Below are 21,718 nucleotides of genomic sequence, written 5' to 3'. Positions count from 1 at the left end.
GGCTCTGCCGCCGCGCAGAGGGGAGGGAGGTGGGGCGCACGGGGGCGCGCGGAAGGGGCAGGAGGGGGCGCCAGGCGCCGCAGGCCGGGGCGAGAGGGACGCCGGGCGCCGGGGGTGGGGTCAGGGTGTCAGGGCGGGCTTCCTCCGGGGCGATTGGGGCTGGCCGAGCGTGACCGCCAGGAAGATGACGGCGATGCCGAGGAGTTGGAGGACGGACAGCGTCTGGTCCTTGAAGAGGTAGCCCAGCAGCGTCGCCACGACCGGGCTGCCCAGTGCGAGGAAGGAGACCGCGGTGGCCGGCAGCCGCTCGATGCCCCGGAACCAGACCATGTAGCTGAGCACCGCGCCCAGGGTGATCAGGTAGGTGAACCCGACGGCGTTGGAGCCGGTGAGGCCGTCGGGCAGGTCCTCCAGGGACAGCCAGAAGGGCAGCAGCACCAGGCCGCCGGCGGTGAGCTGCCACCCGGTGAAGGTGAGCAGGCCGACGCCCCCGGGCCGGCCCCACCGTTTGGTCAGGGTGATGCCGGAGGCCATGCAGAGCGCCCCGCCGAGCGCGGCGAGCACGCCGACGCCGTCCGGCGACACCGAGCCCTTGAACACCAGTAACCCCACGCCTCCGGCACCCAGCCCGCAGGCCAGAGCGTGCCGGCCGCGGACCCGCTCGCCGAGGAAGAGGGCGGCCAGGGCCACCACGAACACCGGCTGGGCCGACATGATCACGGCCGCGATGCCGCCGGGCAGCCGGTAGGCGGCGACGAAGAGCAGGACGTTGAAGGCGCCGATGTTCAGCACGCCGAGCGCCAGTGCGCGCCACCACCAGATGCCGGCGGGAAGCCGCCGGCCGAGGGCGACCAGGAACAGGCCGCCGGGCAGCGCCCGCATGGTGGTGGCCAGCAACGGCCGGTCCGGCGGCAGCAGTTCGGTGGTCACCAGGTAGGTGCTGCCCCAGACCGCCGGTGCCAGGCCGGTCAGCGCCGCCGTGGACAGGTTCCGTCCGCTCGTCACGGTGTTCACGCCGCCTCAGTCGAAGATCGGGTCGCGGTCGCGGCCGCGCTTCAGCTCGAAGAAGCCGTCGGTGCTCGCCACCGCCAGCACGGCGTCCCAGAGCCGGCCCGCCGCCTCGCCGCGCGGGCCCGGGGTGAGCACGGGGCCGAAGAACGCCAGCGGCCTGCCGTCCGGGCCGGGCACGTGGATCACGGGGGTGCCGACCTCGGAGCCGACCGGGTCCATCCCCTCGTGGTGCTCGATCCGCAGCCGCTCGTCCCAGCCGTCGTCGTCCCCGGCCGTGACCAGCTCGGCGGGCAGTCCGGCCTCCGCCAGGGCGGCGGCGATCATGTCGCGGCCGAGCCCGGCCCGCTCGTGGTGGATCAGCCGGCCCATCGCCTCGTAGAGGGGGCGCAGCACCGCGCTGCCGTGCCGGTGCTGCGCCGCTGTGCAGACGCGCACGCAGGCCCAGCCGTCGATCTGGCCCTGGCGGTACTTCTCGGGGATCTCGCGGTCCTCGTTGAGGACGGACAGGCTCATGAGGCGGAAGCGGGTCTCCAGCGGCCGGACCCGCTCCACCTCCAGCATCCAGCGGGAGGTGATCCACGCCCAGGGGCAGCGGGGGTCGACCCAGATGTCGGCGACGGTCTTCGCGGAGCCGTCCGGTGTGGCGCTCATGTCGGTCGTCGGTCCTTTCGGTGTGGCGGGCGCGCGCGGGCACGCCTCGGCGGGGTGCGCCCAGGGGCGGGAATCGGGGAGAGGGCAGCGGCGGCGGAGTCCTGCCGCGTGCGGTCGCCCTCAGTCTCGGGCCGGCCGGATCGATGAGTCCAACACATGCTTGTCACCCGATGCATCGCGGATCACGATGGATCGATGGAGCTCCAGCAGATGCGGTACGTCATCGCCGTGGCCGAGACGGGCAGCTTCACCAGGGCCGCCCAGCGCTGCCTGGTGGTGCAGTCCGCGCTCAGCCACCAGATCGCTCGCCTGGAGAAGGAGTTGGGCGCCCGGCTGTTCGAACGCACCAGCCGGCGGGTGCGGTTGACCCCGGCGGGCGCGGCCTTCCTGCCCGCCGCCCGGCAGTGCCTGGACGCGGCGGAGCGGGCGGCGACCGAGGTGGCGGCGGCCGTCGGGGAGGTGCGCGGGCGGCTGACGGTGGGGCTGATCCCCACCGTCGCGGCGGTGGACGTCCCCGCCGTGCTCGGGGAGTTCCACCGGCGCCATCCCGAGGCCCGGATCAGCCTGAGCGTGGGGGCGAGCGACGAACTGGTCGAGCAGGTCCGGCAGGGCGAGCTGGAGGTGGCCTTCCTGGGCATCCCGGTCACCGCCCGCCCCCGGGGCGTCCAGGCGCGGGAACTGGCCCGGGAGCGGCTGGTCGCGGTGGTCTCCCCGGACCACCCGCTGGCCGGCGAGGCCTCGGTCGACCTGCGCCGGCTGGCCGTGGAGGTGTTCGTGGACCTGCCGGCGAAGACCGCCGGGCGGGCCCAGTCCGATCTGGCCTTCGCCGCCGCCGGTCTCGGCCGGCAGGTCGCCTTCGAGGTGACCAACGCGGACTACCTGGCCCGGCTGGTCGGCGCGGGCCTGGGGGTGGCGCTGCTGCCGCCCTCCTACGTCACGGGCCTGAGCGGCCTGGTCACCATCGAGGTCACGGACGCGCCGGCCCGCGCCGAGTTCGTGGTCTGGGGGCGGGCGAGCCCCCAGCCGGCGGCGGCCGCGTTCCTGGCGCTGCTGGGCATCGCCGACGCGCCCCCTACGCCGTGACCGCTCCCGCCGCCGGTCCCGCCGTCGGTCCCGTCGGTCCCGCCGCTCCTGCGGCTTCCGTCGCGGCCTCGGCGAGGCGGGCGAGGGCGGCGGCCGCGGCGAGGTCCTCGCCCGGGGAGAAGACGTGCAGGACATGGCCCGTCTCGCCGGGGGCGGCCGGGATGTGCAGGGCCTCGAAGTCCAGGGTGAGGGTGCCGGTCAGCGGGTGGTGCAGGCGCTTGCGGCCCGCCGCGCACATCACCACCACTCCCGAGTCCCAGATCCGGCGGAACTCCACGCTGCCGGCGCAGAGTTCGGTGATCAGCGCGGTCAGCTCGGCGTCCTCCGGCCAGGTGCCGGCCGCCACCCTGAGCTGGCCGACGGCCTCGGCGGCGCGCGCCGCCCAGTCGGGGTGGACGGTGCGGGCGGCGGCGTCCCGGAACAGGAACCGGGCCTGGTTGCGGTCGCGGCGCGCCGGGTCCCCCGCACCGCCGAGGAGTTCGGCGCCCAGCGCGTTCCAGGCCACCACGTCGAGGCGGTGGTCCGTGACGAAGGCGGGCAGCCCCGCGCCCAGCGCGTCCAGCATCCGGCGCAGCACCGGGCCCACCCGGGGCGCGGGCAGCGGCACCCGGCTGCCGCAGGCCAGGGTGTACAGGTGGCGGCGCTCCGCCTCGTCCAGGCCCAGGGTGCGGGCCAGCGCGTCCAGCACTTCGTTCGACGGCTGGGTGGAGCGGCCCTGCTCCAGGCGGACGTAGTAGTCGACGCTGATGCCCGCCAGCTGCGCCAGCTCCTCGCGGCGCAGCCCGCGCACCCGCCGCCGGCCGCCGCCCGCCAGGCCGACCCGCTCGGGGGCGACCCGGCCGCGGCGGGCGCGCAGGAACTCGCCCAGGGCGTGCCGGGGGTCGACGGAGCGGGCGGCGGGCTCGGCGGGGCGGGCTTCCGGTTCGGCGGGGCGGGCGGCGACGGTTTCCATGCGTTCCAGTATGGGTGGCGTTCCGGTATGGGTGGCGTTCCGGTGTGGGTGGCCCTGGCGGTACCAGGAACGGGAGTCCACCGGAAGAACAGGGACCTGGCTGCGGGGCGCGGCGCGGGCGAGGGTGGGCGTCATGAACAGCCACGCAGCGCAGCAGCAGCCCGTCGACCGCCCCCGGCGCGTCCTGATCGTCACCGCCCACCCCGAACCGCACTCCCTGACCGCCGCGTTGGCGGACTTCGCGGTCGGACGGCTGCGCGCCGCCGGGCACGAGGTGCGGCTCTCCGACCTCTACGCGATGAAGTGGCAGGCCGCCCTCGGCGCCGACGACTTCCCGGAGCACCCGGCCGACGAACGCCTGCGGGTGCTCGACGTCCAGGGCGGGGCGACCCGGGACGGGCGGCTGGCGGCGGAGCTTGCGGCCGAGCAGGAGAAGCTGCGCTGGGCGGACGCGGTGGTGTTCCAGTTCCCGCTCTGGTGGTTCTCGGTGCCGGCGATCCTCAAGGGGTGGATCGACCGGGTGCTGACCTTCGGGTTCGCGCACGGCCCGGACGTCCCGCCGCCGTACAGCGAGGGCGCGCTCGGCCGCAAGCGCGCACTGCTGGCGGTGAGCGTCGGCGCGCGCGAGTCGGCGTTCTCCGACCGGGGCGCGCACGGGCCGCTGGCGGACGTGCTGTTCCCGCTGCAGCACGGTGTGCTCTGGTTCACCGGGATGGCGGCGCTCGAACCGTTCGCCGTGTACGGGACGGTGGGCCTGCCGGAGGAGGGGTTCGAGGCCGCCGCGGAGGCGTACGGGCGGCGGCTGGACGGGCTGTTCACCGAGGAGCCGGTGCCGTTCCGGCGGCTGGACGGCGGCGACTACGGTCGGGACATGCGGCTGCGGGAGGGCCTGGAGCGCCCGGGCGGCCGGGGGCTGGAGCTGCACACGCGCTGACCGCCCCCGGGGAAAAGGTGTTGACCAAGGGGCTTGCGGGTCACCACAGTTGCGCGGGTGATCGTTGTGACCGGCGCCTCCGGCGCCCTCGGCCGCCTCGTCCTCGACCGGCTGCTCGCGCTGGGGCCGCCCGGGCGGGTCGCCGCCGCCGTCCGGCGCCCCGCCGCGCTCGACGCCCACGCCGCGCGGGGCGTGGCCGTCCGCCGGGCCGACTACGACGAACCGGCGAGCCTGCGGGCCGCGTTCGCCGGCGCCGAGCGGGTGCTGCTGGTCTCCTCCCCCGAACTCGCCCCCGAGCGGCGGATCCAGCACCACCGGGCGGTGGTCGAGGCCGCCCGCGCCGCCGGGGTCGGGCGGCTGGTCTACACCAGTTTCCTCGGCGCGGACACCGCGCCCGACGGCCTCACCGAGGCCCACCATGCCACCGAACTCCTGCTGATCCTCAGCGGGTTGGCGACCACCGTGGTGCGCAACCCGTTCTACACCGAGGGGTTCGTGACCCCGGAGCTGCTGCGCGGCGCGCTCGCCACCGGCGTCCTCGCCACCACCACCGGCGGGCGCGGCCTGAACACCGCCACCCGGGCCGACCTGGCGGAGGCGGCGGCCCGGGTGCTGGTCGAGGAGGGGCACGACGGCGCGGCGTACGACCTCACCGGTGCCCGCTGGACCCACCCCGAACTGGCCGCCCTGCTGCCCGGCGTCACCCACCGGGACGCCGACCCGGCGGAGGAGCCGCCGGGCGTGCCGCGATTCCTCAACTCCCTGGTGCGCGCGGGCGCGTTGGAGCGGCGCACGGCCGACCTCGGCCGGCTGCTCGGACGCCCCGCCACCCCGCTCGCCGACACTGTCCGCGCCCTGCTCGCCGCCCCTCTGGAGCCCTGATGGCCTTCCCGTTCGACGCCCCGCCGCTGGAGGGCGCCCTACCTGCTCTTCCGGCACGCCTTCGAGCAGTGGCGGGTCGCCCGGGTCGACCTCAAGACCGACGCCCGCAACGCCCGCTCCCGGGCGGCCCTCGCCGCGGTGGGCGCCACCTTCGAGGGCGTGCTGCGCAACTGGTCGCGGTCCTGGGCCCCCGGCGAGGCCGGGCGGCTGCGCGACTCGGCGATGTTCTCGATCACCGCCGAGGAGTGGCCGGAGAAGCGAACCCACCTGGAGCGGCGGATCGCTCAGAAGGAGGCCAGGTCGAGGGCGTCGCTGAACGAGGCGTAGAAGACACAGGCCAGCAGCCAGACGCCGAGGCCCGCGGTCAGGACGGCAAGGATCCGGCCGAGGCGGCCGCGCCGCTCCCCGGGGCGGCGCAGCTGCCGCACGCCGAGGACGGTCACCAGGACGGCGACGGCCCCGAGGGCGCAGGCGAGCGCGGGGCTCTGGCGGTAGGCGAGTCGGGCGAGGACGAAGGCGGCGACCAGGGAGCCGGTGGTCAGCAGCGTGAGCAGGGTGCCGAGGACCGCTTCGAGCAGCAGCTCCCCCAGGAACTCGCCGATCGAGGACAGGCAGCCGCGCACCGGGCCGTGCACGGGGCCGGTGACGGGCGTCGGGTCGCCCGGCCGGTGAACGGGTTCGGCCAGGTCGGGCATGCCGTCGGTGGCGTTCAGGCTCTCGTCGCCCATCGTCCCCCCTCGCCCCCTCCCCCGTCGTCGCACGCTAACACGAGGGCCGTCGGGGCGCCGCCGGTCCCGCGGCGCCCCGACGACGGGGTGTCAGGGGCGGTGGCCGGTGGGCGGGCGGTCGTCGAGGAGGGCCTGGCCGAGCGGGGTCAGGGCGTGGCGCACACCGGAGCCGGCGCGTTCGGTGGTGAGCAGGCCGGCCTCGCGCAGCACGGTGGCGTGGTGGCTGGCGGTCGCGGCGGAGGTGCCGATGCGGCGTGCGAGTTCGGCGGTGCCCGCCGGATCGGCCACCGCCCGCAGGACACGGGCGCGGGTCGCCCCGAGCAGGGCGACCAGCGCGCCGCCCGGCTCCTCGGCGGCGGCGGCCGCCCAGACCGTGCGGTAGCCGGCGAGGTCACGGGCCAGCGGGTAGTGCAGCACCAGCGGGTGCTCCGGCCCCCGGTTGTCGGTCATCGCGATCGGCTCGGGCCAGAAGAAGGTGGGCACGAGCAGGATGCCGGTCCCCCGCAGGTGCACATCGGCCTCCAGCAGGCAGGGCACCGACAGCACCGGCGACTCCCAGCGGATGTCGGGGTGCAGCGAGCCGAGCAGCCCGTCCAGCCCGGCGTCGGCCGTCGCCAGCGCCCGCCCGGTCCGCTCGGTGTGCGCGGCGGCCATCAACTGCGACCAGTAGGGGGCGACCGCGACGGCGTGGTACTCGCGCAGCCGGCGGTCGACCACCCCGCGCCACTCCCGGGAGCCGGCGTGCAGCTCGCGCACCCAGCGGGGCGTCGCCGGCCGCAGGTACTCCAGCACGGTCAGGTCCGCCGCCCAGCGCCCGCGCGGCAGCGACCAGGTGTGGTCCAGGCTGTTCGGCAGGCTGTCGGTGGAGGCGTGCAGGAGCGCCTCCGGGGCCTCCGCCGCCCCGGCGGGCGTCGCCAGTTCGAACAGCACGCCCAGTTCGGGGCGCAGGCGTTTGCGGGTCCTGCTGCGCCACCCCTCCAGTGCCACGCCGCCCGCGTCGCGGGCCTGTACCAGTGACAGGCTCAGGACCGTCTCGGTGAGCGGGTCGGGTGCCCGCGCGATCCGGACCCTGGTCAGGTCGTCGTGGGTGAAGTGGATACGCAGCAATCCGGTCCCTTCCGTCGGCCTCCCGGCGGGGTGCGGCGAACTCCCGGCCTCGCCCCCACCGATCCCTGCGGCCCCGGGCGGCCGTAAGCCCACCGTAAGCGGACCGTTCGGGCGCGTCGGGCGCGTTGCCCGGCTCTGACCGGTTCGTGGCACGCTCCGGACATTGCCCCGCCCGATTTCGATGGACCTCGAAGGGTCTTGGGGTGATCACGGCCGGTTCGTGAGACTGATCGCCGAGGGCGCCCCAGCGCGGTGCCCCGATCCTTCGGTGAGGAGTGCGTTCATCATGCGATTCACCCGCCAGTCCCTCGTCCGCTCCACGGGACTCCGCTCCACCCTCGTCCGCTCCACCCTCGTCCGCTCCACGGTCGTCGCCGGTTCCGTGCTCGCCGCCGCGGCCGTGGTGGCCACGCCGGCCCAGGCCGCCCCGGTGCTGCACGGCTACGCCAACGTCGTCCAGGGCAAGTGCCTCGACATCCGCGGCGGCTCCACCGCCGAGGGCGCGATGCTCCAGGAGTTCAGCTGCAAGAACGCCTCGAACCAGCGGTTCTGGACGGACGACGCCGCCGTCGGCGGGACCGAGATCCGGGTGCAGAGCTCGTTCCTCTGTCTCGAACCGACCACGCCGAACGCCTACAGCAGCATCATCCAGCGCCAGTGCTCGGGCGCCGACACCCAGAAGTGGGAGCTGGTCCCGCAGGGCGTCAACGCCGTCACCCTCAAGAACAAGGCGAGCGGCCTCTGCCTCCAGGACTACCTCTCGGGGGACGGCAGCCGGCGCGAGGTCACCATGTGGCAGTGCAACGGGAGCGCCTACCAGCAGTGGCTGCTGCGCTGAGTCCGGCTCCCGCTCGCGCCGGGCACGGCCGTCCTCAGGCGGGCGTGCCCGGGGCGGTGGTGGAGCCGGCCGAGCGGCCGAGGGTGCGTTCGGCCTTGGCGACGGCGGCCCGGTAGTAGAGCGAGGCGCGTTCGGAGTCGCCCGAGCCCTGCTGGAAGAACCCGTAGCCGAGCAGCACGTCGCCGAGGCGTTCGACGCCGAGGTAGCCGTTGAGCTGGACGCCTTCGAGGGTGCCGTCGAGGCGGATGGCCGGGGCGTCCTTGCGGTCGCCGAGGGCGAGCGGGGTGACGGTGAAGGTCACGCTCTCGCCGGTGTCGTCGGTGAAGGTGATGCTGTGGCAGTCGGAGAACGCCGAGTTGACGGTGTCGAAGTCCGCGGCCAGCGCCTCGGGTTCCTCCGCGGTGAGCCACTCGGTGACCAGCGGGTAGCCGTCGGCGCCTTCGAACTGGGCCTCCTGGTAGGGGTTCTCGGCCGAGGCGGACGGCTCGTCGGGCTCGGCGGCGCCGGGCGACTCCTCGGTGTCGGTGCCGTTGAGCAGGGCGCGCAGCGCGTCGCAGCCGGCCACCGGGGAGGCCGAGGCGCCGGACCCGCCGACGGCGCCGGTGCCGGCCTCGGGCGAGGGGCTCTCGGTGTCCGGCGGGATCTCGGTGTAGTCGGAGCCGAGTTCGTCGGCGGTCAGCAGGGCGGCCGCGAGCTGGTCGTCCGTGGGCAGCCCGTCGGCGGCGGCGACGGCCGGGGGCGCGCTCGCGGGTGCGGGTGCTCGTGCCGAACCGGCGGCGAGCTGGGTGGCGCCGAGGGTGAGCACACCGGCCACGGCCGCGGCGGAGAGGGCGAGGAGAGGCCTCGGGAGAGACATGCGGCCCCCCGGTCGATGAGGTCGGACAGGGACAGGCGTCCAGTCTCCCACCGGCCGCCGCGCCCCGCCCGCCCGGCGGGCATCGCCGCAGGTCAGGACAGGTTCGGCCGGGCCGGGGGCAGGGTGTCGAGGGTCTCCGCGAGCCAGCGCGTCCAGAAGGTCTCCAGACCGATCCCGGCGCGCAGCACGGCGTGCTGGAGCGGGTCGCCGTCGGGCTCCTCCCCGGCCGGGAAGTCGCGCCGTTCGATCTCCTCGTAGTGCGCCAACCGCTCCAGGTGCAGGGCGAGATGACGGCGCAGCTCGGCGTCCAGGCCGGCCGTGCCGACCACGGCGGCGGCGCGCAGCCGCAGCAGCAGCGGGTCGCGGATCGGCCGGGGGTCGTCCGCGGCGGCCGTCCACCGCTCCAGCTCGGCGCGGCCGGCGGGCAGCACCTCGTACTCCTTCTTCTGCCCGCGCACCGGCCCGGCCTGCGGGAGCGCCCGGATCAGGCCGGCGGACTCCAGCCGGCCCAGTTCGCGGTAGATCTGCTGGTGGGTGGCGGACCAGAAGAAGCCGATCGACTTGTCGAACCGCCGGGTCAGCTCCAGACCGGAGGACGGCTTCTCCAGCAGGGCGGTGAGGATGGCGTGCGGCAGCGACATGGCACCGATCCTAGGACGTACCCGGACGGTGTCCCGCGGGTCGCCGGGACCGCCGGGGTCGCCGTCCGGGACCGCCGGGTCGCCGGGACCGCCGGGTCGCCGCCCGGGTCGCCGCCGCACGCGGGAGCAGCCGCTTGACAACAGCATTAGAAGGTGGCGGCCAGCTCCGTGCCCTGCTTGATGGCGCGCTTGGCGTCGAGTTCGGCCGCCACGTCGGCGCCGCCGATCAGGTGCGGGGTGACGCCGAGGGCGCGCAGCGCGGCGTCCAGCTCGCGGCGCGGCTCCTGGCCGGTGCAGAGCACCACCGTGTCGACGGGCAGCAACTGCGGCTCGCCGTCGAGGGTGAGGTGCAGGCCGGCGTCGTCGATCCGGTCGTAGCGGGCGCCGGCGACCATGGTGACGCCGCGGTGCTTGAGCTCGGTGCGGTGGATCCAGCCGGTGGTCTTGCCGAGTCCGGCGCCGACCTTGGTGGTCCTGCGCTGGAGCAGGTGGACGCGGCGCGGCGGCTCGGGGCGCTCGGGGCGGGCGAGGCCGCCGCGCTCGCGGTACTCCTCGTCGATGCCCCAGTGGCGCCGGTGCACGGCCGCATCGAGGCTCGGCGCGTCGCCGGCGTCGGTGAGGTATTCGGCGACGTCGAAGCCGATGCCGCCCGCGCCGAGGATCGCCACCCGCTCGCCGACCGGCGCGCCGTCGCGCAGCACGTCGAGGTAGCCGAGCACGCTGGGGTGGTCGACGCCCGGCAGGTCGGCGGGGTCGGGGGTGCGCGGGGTGACGCCGGTGGCGAGCACCACCTCGTCGAAGCCCTCGGCGGCGAGGCCGGCGGCCTCCACCCACGTACCGAGCCGCAGCTCCACGCCGAGGGTGTCGAGGCGGTGGCGGTAGTAGCGCAGGGTCTCGGCGAACTCCTCCTTGCCCGGGATGCGGCGGGCGATGTCGAGCTGGCCGCCGATGGTGTCGGCGGCGTCGAACAGGGTCACCCGGTGGCCGCGCTCGGCGGCGGTGACGGCGAAGGCGAGGCCGGCCGGTCCGGCGCCGACGACGCCGATCCGCTTGGCGAGCCGGGTGGGGGCGAGGACGAGTTCGGTCTCGTGGCAGGCGCGCGGGTTGACCAGGCAGGAGGTGATCTTTCCGCTGAAGGTGTGGTCCAGGCAGGCCTGGTTGCAGCCGATGCAGGTGTTGACGGCCTCGGGGCGGCCCTCGGCGGCCTTGGCGACGAAGTCGGGGTCGGCGAGCAGCGGGCGGGCGAGCGAGACCAGGTCGGCGCAGCCCTCGGCGAGCAGCCGCTCGGCCAGCTCCGGGGTGTTGATCCGGTTGGTGGTGACCAGCGGGACGGTGACCGAGCCCATGACGCGCTCGGTCACCCAGGCGTAGGCGCCGCGCGGCACCGAGGTGGCGATGGTGGGGATGCGCGCCTCGTGCCAGCCGACGCCGGTGTTGATGATGGTGGCGCCGGCCTCCTCGACGGCCTTGGCGAGGCGGATCACCTCGTCGAGGGTGGAGCCGCCGGGGACGAGGTCGAGCATGGAGAGCCGGTAGATCAGGATGAAGTCGGGGCCGACCCGCTCGCGGACCCGGCGGACGATCTCGACCGGGAAGCGCATCCGGTTCTCGTACGGGCCGCCCCACTCGTCCTCGCGGTGGTTGGTGGCGGCGGCGATGAACTCGTTGATCAGGTAGCCCTCGGAGCCCATGATCTCGACGCCGTCGTAGCCGGCCCGCCGGGCGAGTTCGGCACAGCGGGCGAAGTCGTCGATGGTCCGCTCGACCTCGTCGGCGGTGAGGGCGCGCGGCGGGAAGGGGCTGATCGGCGCCTGGACGGCGCTGGGGGCGACCAGGCCGGGGTGGTAGGCGTAGCGGCCGAAGTGCAGGATCTGCAGGGCGATCCGGCCGCCGGCGGCGTGCACGGCGTCGGTGACGATGCGGTGCTCGTCGGCCTCCTGCCCGGTGGTGAGCTTGGCGCCGCCGTCCCAGGGGCGGCCGGCCTCGTTGGGGGCGATGCCGCCGGTGACGATGAGGCCGACGCCGCCGCGGGCGCGTTCGGCGTAGAAGGCGGCCATCCGCTCGAAGCCGCCGGGCGTCTCCTCCAGGCCGACGTGCATGGAGCCCATGATCACCCGGTTGGGGAGGGTGGTGAAGCCGAGGTCGAGCGGGCGCAGCAGGTGCGGGTAGGGCGGCGTCGGGGTGCTGGCGTTCGTCGTCATCGCGGCGTCTCCTGGGACGGACGGGGCGGCCCATGGGGGCTGGTTGTTACCACACGGTAGGGGACGTGAATCCCCTATGCAACCAGTTGCATAAGTGACGCGGGGAACACCTGCGGGCCCTCGTCCCCGGGCTTCCGCTGACGGATCATCAGTTCACGTCGTATCGTCGGAGGCACGACGGACGGGGCCGACGGGGCCCCGGCGAGGAGGGGGGACGGGCGTGCGGGGTGGATCGGTCGCCGTGGTCGGCGGCAGCATCGCGGGGTGCGCGCTCGCGCGGGCGGCGTCCCGGGGCGGCGCCGAGCGGGTCACCGTGCTGGAGCGCAGCCCGGGGCACCTGGAGGACCGCGGGGTGGGCCTGTGCGTCCTGCTGGACCGCTACGACGAACTGGTCCGGGCCGGCCACCTCGACGACGGCATCCGCCACCACCCCGTCACCGCCCGGCACTGGGTGGCCCGCGGTGACGACGGCGACCCGCGCGGGCGGGTGCTGTGGGTGCAGCCGATGGCGATGCACGCCTACCACTGGGGCGTGCTCTGGCAGGGCCTGCGCGAACGCACCCCGGAGAGCGTCGAGTTCCGCCCCGGCACGGCCGTCACGGCGGTCGGCGGCACCGACCCCGCCGGGCCCGCCTGGCTGGAGACGGCCGCCGGCGGGCGCGAGGAGCACGACCTGGTGGTCGGCGCCGACGGCCACCGCTCGGTGGTGCGCACCGCCGTCTGCCCCGAGGCCCGCTCCGAGTACGCCGGGTACGTCGCATGGCGCGGCAGCTTCGACGCCCGGCTGCTCGACACCCTCCCGGGCGGCGCGGCCCGCTGGCCGGAGCAGGAGGTGATCACCGTCTGCTACCCCGGCGGCCAGGTCGTGCTCTACCGCATCCCCGGCCTCGACCCCGGCTCCACCCTGGTGAACTGGGTCTTCTACGCCCCCGCGCCCGACTGGCTGCGGCGCGCCGAGGAGGACTCCGACCCGCTGGGCTTCGCGGTGGGCTCGCTGGACACCGACCGTCACGGCGAGCTGGCCGATCTCGCCGGGCGCGTCCTGCCGCCGTACTGGGCGGGCGTGATCACCCTGACCCCGGTCGAGCGGATCCTGCTCCAGCCGATCCACGACCTGGAGACCCCGCGCCGCACCGCCGGCCGGCTGCTGCTCGCCGGCGACGCCGCGACGCTCGTCCGCCCGCACACCACCAGCGGCGCGGCCAAGGCGCTCCAGGACGCCTGCGCCTTCGAGGACGCCTGGCGGGCGGCGGCGGACTGGGCCGAGCTGCTGCCCGGCTACGACCGCGAACGCGGCGCGGCCGGGCGGGCGTTGGTGGACCTCAGCCGCCGGCTCGGCCGGGCGCAGGTCACCGGGGCGCCGGACTGGTCGGCCATCGACGAGCCGGGGATGGCCGCCTGGTGGCGCCAACAGCTCGGCGCCACCGGCGGGTTCGGCGGCCTGGCCCTCGACCGCACGCCGAACCCGCCGTCGGCAACCGGGCGTTGACCCGCCCAGTCGACCGCCCGGCGGGCCGCCACTGTCCTGTGACTCAGACGTTCACGCCGTAGTCGGTGGCGATGCCGCGCAGGCCGGAGGCGTACCCCTGGCCGATCGCGCGGAACTTCCACTCGGCGCCGTTGCGGTACAGCTCGCCGAAGACCATCGCGGTCTCGGTGGAGGCGTCCTCGGTGAGGTCGTAGCGGGCGAGTTCCTGCCCGTTGGCCTGGTTGACGATCCGGATGAACGCGTTGCGCACCTGGCCGAAGCTCTGGAAGCGGGCGTCCGCGTCGTAGATCGACACCGGGAAGACCACCTTGGCCACCTCGGCCGGGACGCCGGCCAGGTCCACCTTGATCTGCTCGTCGTCGCCGTCGCCGCCACCGGTCAGGTTGTCGCCGCTGTGCTCGACCGAACCGTCCGGGCTGCTCAGGTTGTTGAAGAAGACGAAGTGCTGGTCCGAGACCACCTTGCCGTGCGCGTTGCAGAGCAGCGCGCTGGCGTCCAGGTCGTAGTCGGCGCCGGTGGTGGTCCGGACGTCCCAGCCGAGCCCGACGATGACGGCCGTCAGCCCCGGCGCCTCCTTGGTCAGCGAGACATTGCCGCCCTTGGCCAGCGAAACACCCACGATTGCCCTCCTCGGTCGCTCTCCCTACCGACGAATCTACAGCACTGTAGAGATCACCACGCCCTGTCGTCCGACAACAACCCGGCCACATGCTCCGGCAGCAGGCAGGCCCGCCGGGACAGCAGTTCGACGAACGCCGCCGTCAACGCGTCCGGTCTGGTCCGGGTGTACGCCACCAGCGGCCGCCGCACCGGCGGCTCGGGCCGGCGCACCAGCCCGTCGAAGCCGGCCGGCACGATGTTCGCCGGCACCAGCGCCGGCCCCAGGCCGGCCGCCGCGAGCAGCGGCGCCGCCGCCGTCTGCTCGGTGCGCACCGCCGCCCGGGGCCGGAACCCCGCCTCCGCGCAGGCCGCGTCCAGCAGGTCCGCCAGGCCGTTGCCGGGCCCGTAGTGCACCCAGTCGCGCTCCGCCAGGTCCGCCAGCGGCACGCGGCCGCCCTCCGTTCCCGTCGTTCCCGTGTCCTCGGGGAGGACCAGCACGAACTCCTCCACCCCCAGCTCCCGGATCGGCCCCTCCCAGTCCGCCGGCGGCGTCCCCACCGCCACGTCCGCCTGCCCGGCCGCCATCGCCGCCCGCAGCTCCTCGTTGTGCGCGAACTCCCGCAGCCGGATCCGCACCCCCGGGTGCGCGGCCCGCCAGGCCCGCAGCACCGGCGGCAGGATGCCCAGGCTCACCGAGTACACCGTCGCCAACTCCAGCTCCCCGCCCGCCAGTCCGGCCGCCTGCCGGGCCGCCGCCCGCAGCCGCTCGGCGTCCGCCAGCGCCGCCCGCGCGTGCGGCAGCACCGCCCGCCCCATCGGCGTCAGCCGCACCGCCCGCGGCAACCGCTCCAGCAGCGGCCCGCCCACCGCCTTCTCCAGCGCCCGCACCTGGTGCGACAGCGCCGGCTGGGTGACGTGCAGCAGCTCGGCCGCGCGGGTGAAGGAGCCGGTGTCGACGACGGTCACCAGGTACTCGAACTGCCGGAGGGTAGCCATGCACACAGTTTATGGCTCGCGGAGAAAACAAGCCTTGGACGCATCACCGCAGCTCAGGACAGCCTTGTCCCATGACTTCCGACACCTCCCTCCCCCTCGCCTCCCGCCGCGTCGTCGTGGTCGGCGCCGGCTCCCGCACCGGCCGCGCCCTGGCCCACGCCGCCTCCGCCGCCGGCGCCGAACTGATCCTCGCCGGCCCCGACCCGCGCAAGCTGGAGTGGACGGCCGGCGAACTCTCCGGCCCCGCCAAGGTCGTCCCCGTCGACCTCACCGACGAGGCGTCCATCGCCGCCCTCGCCGCCGCCACCGGCCGCTTCGACCACCTGGTCTCCACCGCCGCCCTGCCCGCCAACGGCCCGCTCGCCGACCTCGAACTCGCCGACATCCACCGCGCGTTCGCCGCCAAGGTCTACGGCCCGCTGCTGCTCGCCAAGCACCTCGCCCCGAACGCCGCCACCGACACCCCCGACGGCGCCTCGTTCACCTTCTTCTCCGGCGTCGCCGCCTGGCGCCCCGCCCCCGCCCGCACCGTGATGGCCACCACCAACGGCGCCCTCGCCTTCCTCGTCCAGGCCCTCGCCGTCGAGATCGCCCCCGTCCGCGTCAACGCCGTCTCCCCCGGCATCGTCGACACCGGCGCCTGGGACCGCCTGGGCGCCGACAAGGCCGCCTTCCTCCACTCCGCCGCCACCCGCAACCCCGCCCGCCGCACCGGCACCACCGAAGACCTCACCCGCGCCGTCCACTTCGCCATGACCAGCCCCTTCGTCACCGGCACCGTCCTCCACATCGACGGCGGCGGCCGCCTGGCCTGAACCGGGCCCCCCTGGACACCTCGGCCGTGGGGAACCCCCGCTCCACGGCCGAGGCCCACCGACCGACCGAAGCCCGGAGACCTCGAACCCCGCGCGCCTTCTCACCACCCCCCATCCAGGATGACGATCAAGTAACAGATCGCCTGCGCACAGTAATGAGGCGGTACTTTCGCCTCAATCACCCCGATCGCGCGATATACGGCATTCGCGCGAACACATCAGGAATCACCCGGCTTTGCGACGTAGACTGGCCGGTGTCCGGGGGGTCAGGGAGGTGGGGGCTCAGGGAGGTCCCCATGCGCCGGCGGCACAGCTTCCACCTCGACCGGAGCGGCCACTCCGTCACCGTCAACGTCCGCTCCGGGTGGATCACCGAGACCGAGCTGCTGGTGGACGGCAAGGAGATGGCCTTCCACCGGGTGCACGGTCACGGGGTGTATCCGCTCACGCTCGCCGCCCAGCTCGCCGAGGAGCCGCCCCGGCCGATCGCCGTGCGGCTGGAGCGGACGGGCGACCCGGAGCGGCCGCTGCGCTGCGCGCTGGAGCTGGGCGGGGCCGTGCACCCGATGGCGGAACGGACGGAGCACTGACCTTCCGCGTTCTAGGCCTTCGCCGCGATCTCCTCGACGGCCGCCCGGGCCCGCTCCGCGTCCGCCGGGACGAGGCCGATCCGGGTACGCCGGTGCAGCACGTCCTCGACGTCCAGCGCGCCCTCGTGGGTGAGCGCGTACGCGATCTCGGCGCGGCTGACGTCGATCCCCTCCGCGACCGGCGCGCCGTACCCGGCGCCCAGCCGCTCCTCCCCCAGCGCCAGCACCTCGCGCGCCGCGCCACCGTGGCGGGCGAGCAGCGAGGCCGCCACCTCGCCCTCCGGCACCGGGCGGCTGTCGCGGTGGCCGGGTGCGCCGACCAGCGGCAGGCGGGCCGTCCAGCAGGCGCGGGCGGGCAGCCCGCGCAGCCGGACGGCGGTGTCCACCGCGTCCTCGGCCATCCGGCGGTAGGTGGTGAGCTTGCCGCCGACCACGGTGATCACGCCGTCCGGGGACTCCAGGACGGCGTGCTGCCGGGAGAGGTCGGCGGTGGCGCCGTCGCCGGTGTCGATCAGCGGCCGCAGTCCGGCGTGAGCGCCGAGTACGTCGTCCCTGGTCAGAGCCGTCTCCAGGGCAGCGTTCACGGTGTCGAGGAGGAAGTCGAGCTCGGCCTCGGTGGGCTGCGGCTCGTCCGGGATCGGGCCGGGCGCGTCCTCGTCGGTGAGGCCGATCGCCACCCGGCCGAGCTGCTGCGGCAGCGCGAAGACGAACCGGCTGGTGGAGCCGGGGACGGGCACGGTGAGCGCGGCCGTGGGCCGGCCGAGCGCGGCCGCGTCGACCAGCAGGTGGGTGCCCCGACTGGGGCGCAGCCGGATGGACGGGTCCACCTCGCCCGCCCAGACACCGGTGGCGTTGACGACGGCGCGGGCGCTCAGCAGGAACGATTCTCCGGTCAGGGTGTCGGTGAGCCGGGCACCCGTGCCGGTCACCTGCTCGGCGCGCACCCGGGTCAGCACGGACACCCCGTACTGCGCCGCCGTCCGGGCCAGCGCCACCACCAGGCGCGCGTCGTCGACGAGTTGGCCGTCGTGGGCGACCAGCGCGCCGGACAGCCCGGCCCCGCGCAGGCCCGGCACCAGGGCACGGGCCCGCCCGGCACCCACCTTGCGCACGCGCGGCAGCAGGCGGCCCGGGGTGCCGGCGCTCAGCCGCAGCGCGTCGCCCGCGTGGAAGCCCGCCCGGACCAGGGCGGCCTGCCCCGGCTTCATCAACCCGTCCAGCAGCGGCACCAGTTGGGGCAGCGAGCGGACCAGGTGCGGGGCGGTGCGGGTCATCAGCACGCCGCGCTCGACGGCGCTCTCCCGGGCCACGCCGACCCGCCCGGAGGCGAGGTAGCGCAGGCCTCCGTGGACCAGCTTGGAGCTCCACCGGCTGGTCCCGAAGGCGAGGTCGCGCGCCTCGACCAGCGCCACGCAGAGCCCGCGCGCGGCCGCGTCCAGCGCGACGCCCGCGCCGGTCACGCCGCCGCCGATCACCAGCAGGTCGACGGCCGGCCCGTCCGCCAGCGCGCCGAGCTCCAACTCCCGGCGGCGGGCGGTGAGTCGGGTGGTTCCGGCGAAGGGCCCGGCGGTGGTGGTCATCTGCGGCCTCCGTGGCGTTTCCTGGCTCGGTGCTGGTGATCTCGGTGCTCGGTGCTCGGTGCTCAGTGCTCAGTGCCCGGTACTCAGTGCCCGGTGCCCGGCGGTCACGGCGCGAGGTAGCCGTCGAGCGCGCGGGCGAGTTCGCGCCGCCAGGCCGCCTCGGGCAGCAGCGTGGCCACCATGCGGTGCGACTGGACGGTGGACTGGGCGATCAGCAGCACCATCGCGGCGAGTTCGACCGGCTCGCCCGCCCGGATCGACCCGTGCTGCTGCCCCTGGACGATGCCGGCCCGCAGCGCCTCCAGCAGCCCGCGCTGGCTGGCGCCGAGGCGCTCGACCACGTACTCGAAGAGGGTGTCGGAGTCGGCGGAGCGCAGCAGCGCGCCGAGCACCGGGTGGTCGCGCAGCCGGACGGCCACCTCGACCACGCCGTCGACGAACGCGGCCCGGTCGGCGCCGCCGAGCCGTACGGCGTCCCGGGTGGCCCCGATCTCGCGGGTGAGGAGCGCGCCGATCACCGCCCGGACGTCCGGCCAGCGCCGGTAGACGGTCGGCCGGCTCACCCCGGCGCGGCGCGCGATCTCGGCCAACTGGGTTCGGCCCACGCCGAGTTGGACGATCAGCTCGGCGGCGGCGTCGAGGATCGCGTCGTCGGTCCCGCGCTCGCGCGGACCCTCGCTCGGAAGCTCGTTACTACTTGACATGATGTGTAAAACTGTAACGCATGACCCCCGAGAAGCAAGCAGCGCCGGCCGGTGCGGCCACGCTGCCCCTCCCCCCGATGAAGTGGGACGCCTGGGGCGACCCGGCCCTCGCCAAGGAGCTGTCCGCCGACATCAAGGGCCTGCTCGCCGCCGCCCTCGGCGTCACCGGCGACGCCGCCCCCGGCCCGGACGCCTCGGAGGTCGTGCTGCGGCCCTCCACCCTCTCTCCCGAGGACCTCGCGGCGCTCGCCGCCGTCGTCGGCGAGGAGCACGTCGGCACCGCGGACGCCGACCGCCTCCCCCGGGCCGGCGGCAAGTCCACCCCCGACCTGCTGCGCCGCCGCTCGCGCGAGCCGCAGGACGCGCCCGACGCCGTGGTGCTGCCCGGCGACGAGGAGGAGATCACCGCCCTGCTCGCGGTCTGCGCCGAACGCCGCATCGCCGTCGTGCCGTTCGGCGGCGGGACGAGCGTCGTCGGCGGGCTGGAGCCGGAGCGCGGCGCCTTCGCCGCCGTCGTCTCGCTCGACCTGCGCCGCCTCGACCAGCTGCTCGACCTCGACGAGACCTCCGGCGAGGCCCTGCTCGGCGCCGGCCTCACCGGCCCGGCCGCGGAGGCCCTGCTCGCCGAGCGCGGCTTCGAACTCGGCCACTACCCGCAGAGCTTCCGCTTCGCCACCATCGGCGGCTTCGCGGCCACCCGCTCCTCCGGGCAGAACTCGGCCGGCCACGGGCGGTTCGACGAGATGGTGCGCGGCCTGCGCGTCGTCACCCCGGCGGGCGTGCTGGACCTCGGCCGCGCCCCCGCCTCCGCCGCCGGCCCCGACCTGCGCGAGCTGTTCCTCGGCTCGGAGGGCACCCTCGGCGTGATCACCGCCGTGCGGGTGCGGGTCCACCCCGTGCCGGCCGTCAAGGCGTACGAGGCCTGGTCGTTCCCCGACTTCGCGACCGGCGCCGCCGCGCTGCGCGCCGTCGAGCAGCAGGGCACCGGGGCGACCGTCATCCGGCTCTCCGACGAGGCCGAGACCATGATCAACCTCGCGATGACCGAGAAGATCGGCGGCGAGCCCGCGGTGACCGGCTGCCTGGCCGTCACCGTCTTCGAGGGCACCGCCGAGCAGGTCGCCGCCCGCCACCAGCTCACCCGCGCCGCGCTGCTCGCCGCCGGCGGCAGCTCGCTCGGCGAGGCGCCCGCCCGGGCCTGGGAGCACGGCCGGTTCAACGCCCCCTACCTGCGCGACTCGCTGCTCGACGCGGGCGCGCTGTGCGAGACGCTGGAGACCGCGACCAGCTGGCAGCAGCTGCCGGCCCTGCGGTTCGCCGTCACCGCCGCGCTGACCGAGGCCCTCCCCGGCTCGCTGGTGCTGTGCCACATCTCGCACGTCTACCCGACCGGGGCGTCCCTCTACTTCACCGTGGTCGCCGCCCTCGGCGAGGAGCCGCTGGAGCGCTGGGCCGCCGCCAAGCGCGCCGCCTGCGACGCCATCGTCCGCTCCGGCGGCACCATCACCCACCACCACGCGGTCGGCACCGACCACCGCCCGTGGATGGCCGCCGAGATCGGCGACCTGGGCGTGCGCGTGCTGCGCGCCGTCAAGGCCGAGCTGGACCCGGCCGGCATCCTCAACCCGGGCAAGCTGATCCCATGACCGGCCGGAGAACCATCGCCCGCGTCGTTCTCCTCACCAACCCCGCGGCGGCCGCCGGCCACGCCGAACCGGCGGCCCGCCGCGCCGTCGCCCGCCTGCGCGCCCACGGCATCACCGTGGACGCGCGGGCGGGCGAGTCCGCCGCCGACTCTCTCGCCCTCGCCCGCGCGGCGGCCGCCTCGGGCTCCGGTTCGGGCTCCGGTTCGGACTCCGGCTCCGGCCCCTGTGACGCCCTGGTGGTCGTCGGCGGCGACGGGATGATCAACCTCGGCCTGCAGGCCGTCGCCGGCACCGCCACCCCCCTCGGCGTCATACCCGCCGGCACCGGCAACGACCACGCCCGCGCCCACGGCCTCCCCCGCAACGACCCCGAGGCCGCCGCCGACGTCATCGCCGCCGGCCACACCCGCACCGTCGACCTCGGCCGGGTCACCGCCGCCGACGGCAGCACCCGGTGGTTCGGCTCCGTCCTCGCCGGCGGCTTCGACTCCCTGGTCAGCGACCGCACCAACCGCCTGCGCTGGCCGCGCGGCCGGCTGCGCTACCACCTCGCCATCGCGGTCGAGTTCGCCAACCTCCGCCCGCTGCCGTTCCGGATCACCCTCGCCGACGGCACCGAGATCGACCGTGACCTCACCCTCGCCGCCGTCGGCAACACCACCAGCTACGGCGGCGGCATGCTCATCTGCCCGGACGCCGACCCCGCCGACGGGCTGCTGGACGTCACCCTGGTCGACGCGATGCCCCGGCGCCGCGTCGCCCGCTTCTTCCCCACCCTGCTGAAGGGCACCCACATCCACCACCCGGAGGTCACCACCTACCGCACGCCCTCGCTGCGCCTCGCCTCCCCCGGCATCACCGCCTACGCCGACGGCGAGTTCATGGCCCGGCTCCCGATCGAGGTCACCGCCGTCCCGGCGGCCCTGCGCCTCCTCACCCCGGAGGCCTGAGCGGACCTTCCTCCCACGCCCCACAACGGGCGTCCGGATCAGTAGACTGACCGCCCTCAACTCCGTCCATCACCAGGCCTTGGGGGGCGCTCGTGGACGTGCACATTTCCGTGACCGAAGGGGAGACCGTCGCGGAGGCCGAGTCGTTGACCGACTGGCTCCGGGGGGAACCGGGCCTGCGGGGCGTGGCCCTGACCGGACGCAGGCCCGGGCCCGGCGAGATGGGGGCGGTGCTGGACACCGTCTCCGTCGCCGTCGGGGCGGGCGGCGGCCTCTCGGTGCTCGCCGCGTCGCTGCGCACCTGGTTCGCCCAGCCGCGGCGCAGCGACGTCCGGCTGAAGATCCGCCGCCCGGGCGGTGTCACGGTGGAGCTCGACGCCAGGCGGGTGCGCGCCGGGGACCTGGAGACGATCCTGCGCGCGGCCCTGGCGGACCCGGACGAATCCACCTCCGAGCAGGGCTGA

General features: G+C 75.3%; 22 protein-coding genes and 1 pseudogene. 11 read left to right on the top strand and 12 right to left on the bottom strand.

The features are described from left to right. Positions 1 to 120: 120 nt before the first annotated feature. Together ABTX81_RS33450 and ABTX81_RS33445 are read right to left on the bottom strand one after the other, a co-directional pair. The gene (locus ABTX81_RS33450; RefSeq protein WP_350553537.1) at positions 121 to 1,005 is read right to left on the bottom strand and encodes an EamA family transporter; all 885 of its coding nucleotides are present in this window, start codon (positions 1,003 to 1,005) and stop codon (positions 121 to 123) included. Between the two features lie 15 nt (positions 1,006 to 1,020). Further along, the gene (locus ABTX81_RS33445) at positions 1,021 to 1,662 is read right to left on the bottom strand and encodes a mycothiol-dependent nitroreductase Rv2466c family protein (RefSeq protein ID WP_350553513.1); all 642 of its coding nucleotides are present in this window, start codon (positions 1,660 to 1,662) and stop codon (positions 1,021 to 1,023) included. A gap of 195 nt (positions 1,663 to 1,857) precedes the next feature. Here ABTX81_RS33445 and ABTX81_RS33440 point away from each other — a divergent pair, with 195 nt between their 5' ends. Continuing rightward, a complete protein-coding gene (locus ABTX81_RS33440; RefSeq protein WP_350553511.1) occupies positions 1,858 to 2,745 on the top strand; it encodes a LysR family transcriptional regulator in 888 nt (295 codons plus the stop codon). Here the strand turns inward: ABTX81_RS33440 and ABTX81_RS33435 are convergent. Further along, entirely contained in the window at positions 2,735 to 3,697 is a 963-nt protein-coding gene (locus ABTX81_RS33435; protein WP_350553509.1) for a helix-turn-helix transcriptional regulator, read from the bottom strand. The genes ABTX81_RS33440 and ABTX81_RS33435 overlap by 11 nt on opposite strands. 133 nt (positions 3,698 to 3,830) lie before the next feature. Here ABTX81_RS33435 and ABTX81_RS33430 point away from each other — a divergent pair, with 133 nt between their 5' ends. The 3 genes and pseudogenes from ABTX81_RS33430 to ABTX81_RS33420 all read left to right on the top strand — a co-directional run. Further along, positions 3,831 to 4,631 carry an NAD(P)H-dependent oxidoreductase gene (locus ABTX81_RS33430; protein WP_350553507.1) on the top strand — a complete coding sequence of 267 codons (801 nt, stop codon included), beginning with the start codon at positions 3,831 to 3,833 and terminating at the stop codon, positions 4,629 to 4,631. 57 nt (positions 4,632 to 4,688) lie between these two features. Next, entirely contained in the window at positions 4,689 to 5,513 is an 825-nt protein-coding gene (locus ABTX81_RS33425; RefSeq protein WP_350553505.1) for an NAD(P)H-binding protein, read from the top strand. Positions 5,514 to 5,546: 33 nt separating this feature from the next. After that, a pseudogene (locus ABTX81_RS33420) lies at positions 5,547 to 5,840 on the top strand (GNAT family N-acetyltransferase); the annotation flags it as partial. Here the strand turns inward: ABTX81_RS33420 and ABTX81_RS33415 are convergent. Then, positions 5,798 to 6,241 (bottom strand): hypothetical protein, encoded by a 444-nt coding sequence (locus tag ABTX81_RS33415; RefSeq protein WP_350553503.1) that lies wholly within the window; start codon positions 6,239 to 6,241, stop codon positions 5,798 to 5,800. The pseudogene ABTX81_RS33420 and the gene ABTX81_RS33415 sit on opposite strands and share 43 nt — an antisense overlap. Positions 6,242 to 6,331: 90 nt before the next feature. Then, on the bottom strand, positions 6,332 to 7,348 hold the full coding sequence (locus ABTX81_RS33410) for an ArsR/SmtB family transcription factor (protein WP_350553501.1): 1,017 nt from the start codon (positions 7,346 to 7,348) through the stop codon (positions 6,332 to 6,334). Positions 7,349 to 7,634: 286 nt separating this feature from the next. On the opposite strand from ABTX81_RS33410, the gene ABTX81_RS33405 reads away from it, so the two are divergent. Next, positions 7,635 to 8,186 (top strand): RICIN domain-containing protein, encoded by a 552-nt coding sequence (locus ABTX81_RS33405; protein ID WP_350553499.1) that lies wholly within the window; start codon positions 7,635 to 7,637, stop codon positions 8,184 to 8,186. Between the two features lie 34 nt (positions 8,187 to 8,220). Here ABTX81_RS33405 and ABTX81_RS33400 read toward each other — a convergent pair whose 3' ends face one another. From ABTX81_RS33400 to ABTX81_RS33390, 3 genes are all read right to left on the bottom strand, one after another. Then, entirely contained in the window at positions 8,221 to 9,042 is an 822-nt protein-coding gene (locus ABTX81_RS33400) for a hypothetical protein (RefSeq protein ID WP_350553497.1), read from the bottom strand. 92 nt (positions 9,043 to 9,134) lie between these two features. After that, the gene (locus tag ABTX81_RS33395; RefSeq protein WP_350553495.1) at positions 9,135 to 9,683 is read right to left on the bottom strand and encodes a PadR family transcriptional regulator; all 549 of its coding nucleotides are present in this window, start codon (positions 9,681 to 9,683) and stop codon (positions 9,135 to 9,137) included. Positions 9,684 to 9,829: 146 nt separating this feature from the next. Further along, positions 9,830 to 11,884, bottom strand: coding sequence for an oxidoreductase (locus tag ABTX81_RS33390; RefSeq protein ID WP_350553493.1), 2,055 nt, complete (start codon positions 11,882 to 11,884; stop codon positions 9,830 to 9,832). 220 nt (positions 11,885 to 12,104) lie between these two features. Here ABTX81_RS33390 and ABTX81_RS33385 point away from each other — a divergent pair, with 220 nt between their 5' ends. Then, positions 12,105 to 13,373 carry an FAD-dependent monooxygenase gene (locus ABTX81_RS33385; protein WP_350553491.1) on the top strand — a complete coding sequence of 423 codons (1,269 nt, stop codon included), beginning with the start codon at positions 12,105 to 12,107 and terminating at the stop codon, positions 13,371 to 13,373. Positions 13,374 to 13,416: 43 nt separating this feature from the next. Here the strand turns inward: ABTX81_RS33385 and ABTX81_RS33380 are convergent, their stop codons facing one another. Both ABTX81_RS33380 and ABTX81_RS33375 read right to left on the bottom strand, forming a co-directional pair. Continuing rightward, entirely contained in the window at positions 13,417 to 13,992 is a 576-nt protein-coding gene (locus ABTX81_RS33380) for a TerD family protein (RefSeq protein WP_350553489.1), read from the bottom strand. A gap of 53 nt (positions 13,993 to 14,045) precedes the next feature. After that, complete coding sequence (locus tag ABTX81_RS33375; protein WP_350553487.1) at positions 14,046 to 14,969, bottom strand: LysR family transcriptional regulator; 924 nt, start codon at positions 14,967 to 14,969, stop codon at positions 14,046 to 14,048. 71 nt (positions 14,970 to 15,040) lie between these two features. On the opposite strand from ABTX81_RS33375, the gene ABTX81_RS33370 reads away from it, so the two are divergent. Continuing rightward, positions 15,041 to 15,784, top strand: coding sequence for an SDR family oxidoreductase (locus ABTX81_RS33370; protein ID WP_350553485.1), 744 nt, complete (start codon positions 15,041 to 15,043; stop codon positions 15,782 to 15,784). A gap of 296 nt (positions 15,785 to 16,080) precedes the next feature. Next, positions 16,081 to 16,374 (top strand): hypothetical protein, encoded by a 294-nt coding sequence (locus ABTX81_RS33365; RefSeq protein ID WP_350553483.1) that lies wholly within the window; start codon positions 16,081 to 16,083, stop codon positions 16,372 to 16,374. A gap of 11 nt (positions 16,375 to 16,385) precedes the next feature. Here ABTX81_RS33365 and ABTX81_RS33360 read toward each other — a convergent pair whose 3' ends face one another. Both ABTX81_RS33360 and ABTX81_RS33355 read right to left on the bottom strand, forming a co-directional pair. Continuing rightward, a complete protein-coding gene (locus ABTX81_RS33360) occupies positions 16,386 to 17,954 on the bottom strand; it encodes a glycerol-3-phosphate dehydrogenase/oxidase (RefSeq protein WP_350553481.1) in 1,569 nt (522 codons plus the stop codon). A gap of 104 nt (positions 17,955 to 18,058) precedes the next feature. Further along, the gene (locus tag ABTX81_RS33355) at positions 18,059 to 18,658 is read right to left on the bottom strand and encodes a TetR/AcrR family transcriptional regulator (RefSeq protein ID WP_350553479.1); all 600 of its coding nucleotides are present in this window, start codon (positions 18,656 to 18,658) and stop codon (positions 18,059 to 18,061) included. Positions 18,659 to 18,678: 20 nt separating this feature from the next. Between ABTX81_RS33355 and ABTX81_RS33350 the strand changes: the two genes are divergently transcribed. The 3 genes from ABTX81_RS33350 (at position 18,679) to ABTX81_RS33340 (ending at position 21,718) form a co-directional block, all read left to right on the top strand. Then, a complete protein-coding gene (locus ABTX81_RS33350; protein ID WP_350553477.1) occupies positions 18,679 to 20,304 on the top strand; it encodes an FAD-binding oxidoreductase in 1,626 nt (541 codons plus the stop codon). After that, positions 20,301 to 21,254: a diacylglycerol kinase gene (locus tag ABTX81_RS33345; RefSeq protein WP_350553475.1), complete on the top strand. Its 954-nt coding sequence runs from the start codon at positions 20,301 to 20,303 to the stop codon at positions 21,252 to 21,254. The genes ABTX81_RS33350 and ABTX81_RS33345 overlap by 4 nt, the downstream gene beginning before the upstream one ends. Before the next feature lie 110 nt (positions 21,255 to 21,364). Beyond that, a complete protein-coding gene (locus tag ABTX81_RS33340; protein ID WP_350553473.1) occupies positions 21,365 to 21,718 on the top strand; it encodes an effector-associated constant component EACC1 in 354 nt (117 codons plus the stop codon).

Origin of the sequence: Kitasatospora sp. NPDC097605, from assembly GCF_040302725.1 — a bacterium.
Classification (GTDB): domain Bacteria; phylum Actinomycetota; class Actinomycetes; order Streptomycetales; family Streptomycetaceae; genus Kitasatospora.
Note: the sequence above shows the minus strand (reverse complement) of the source record. Positions and strands in the feature narration are given on the sequence as shown.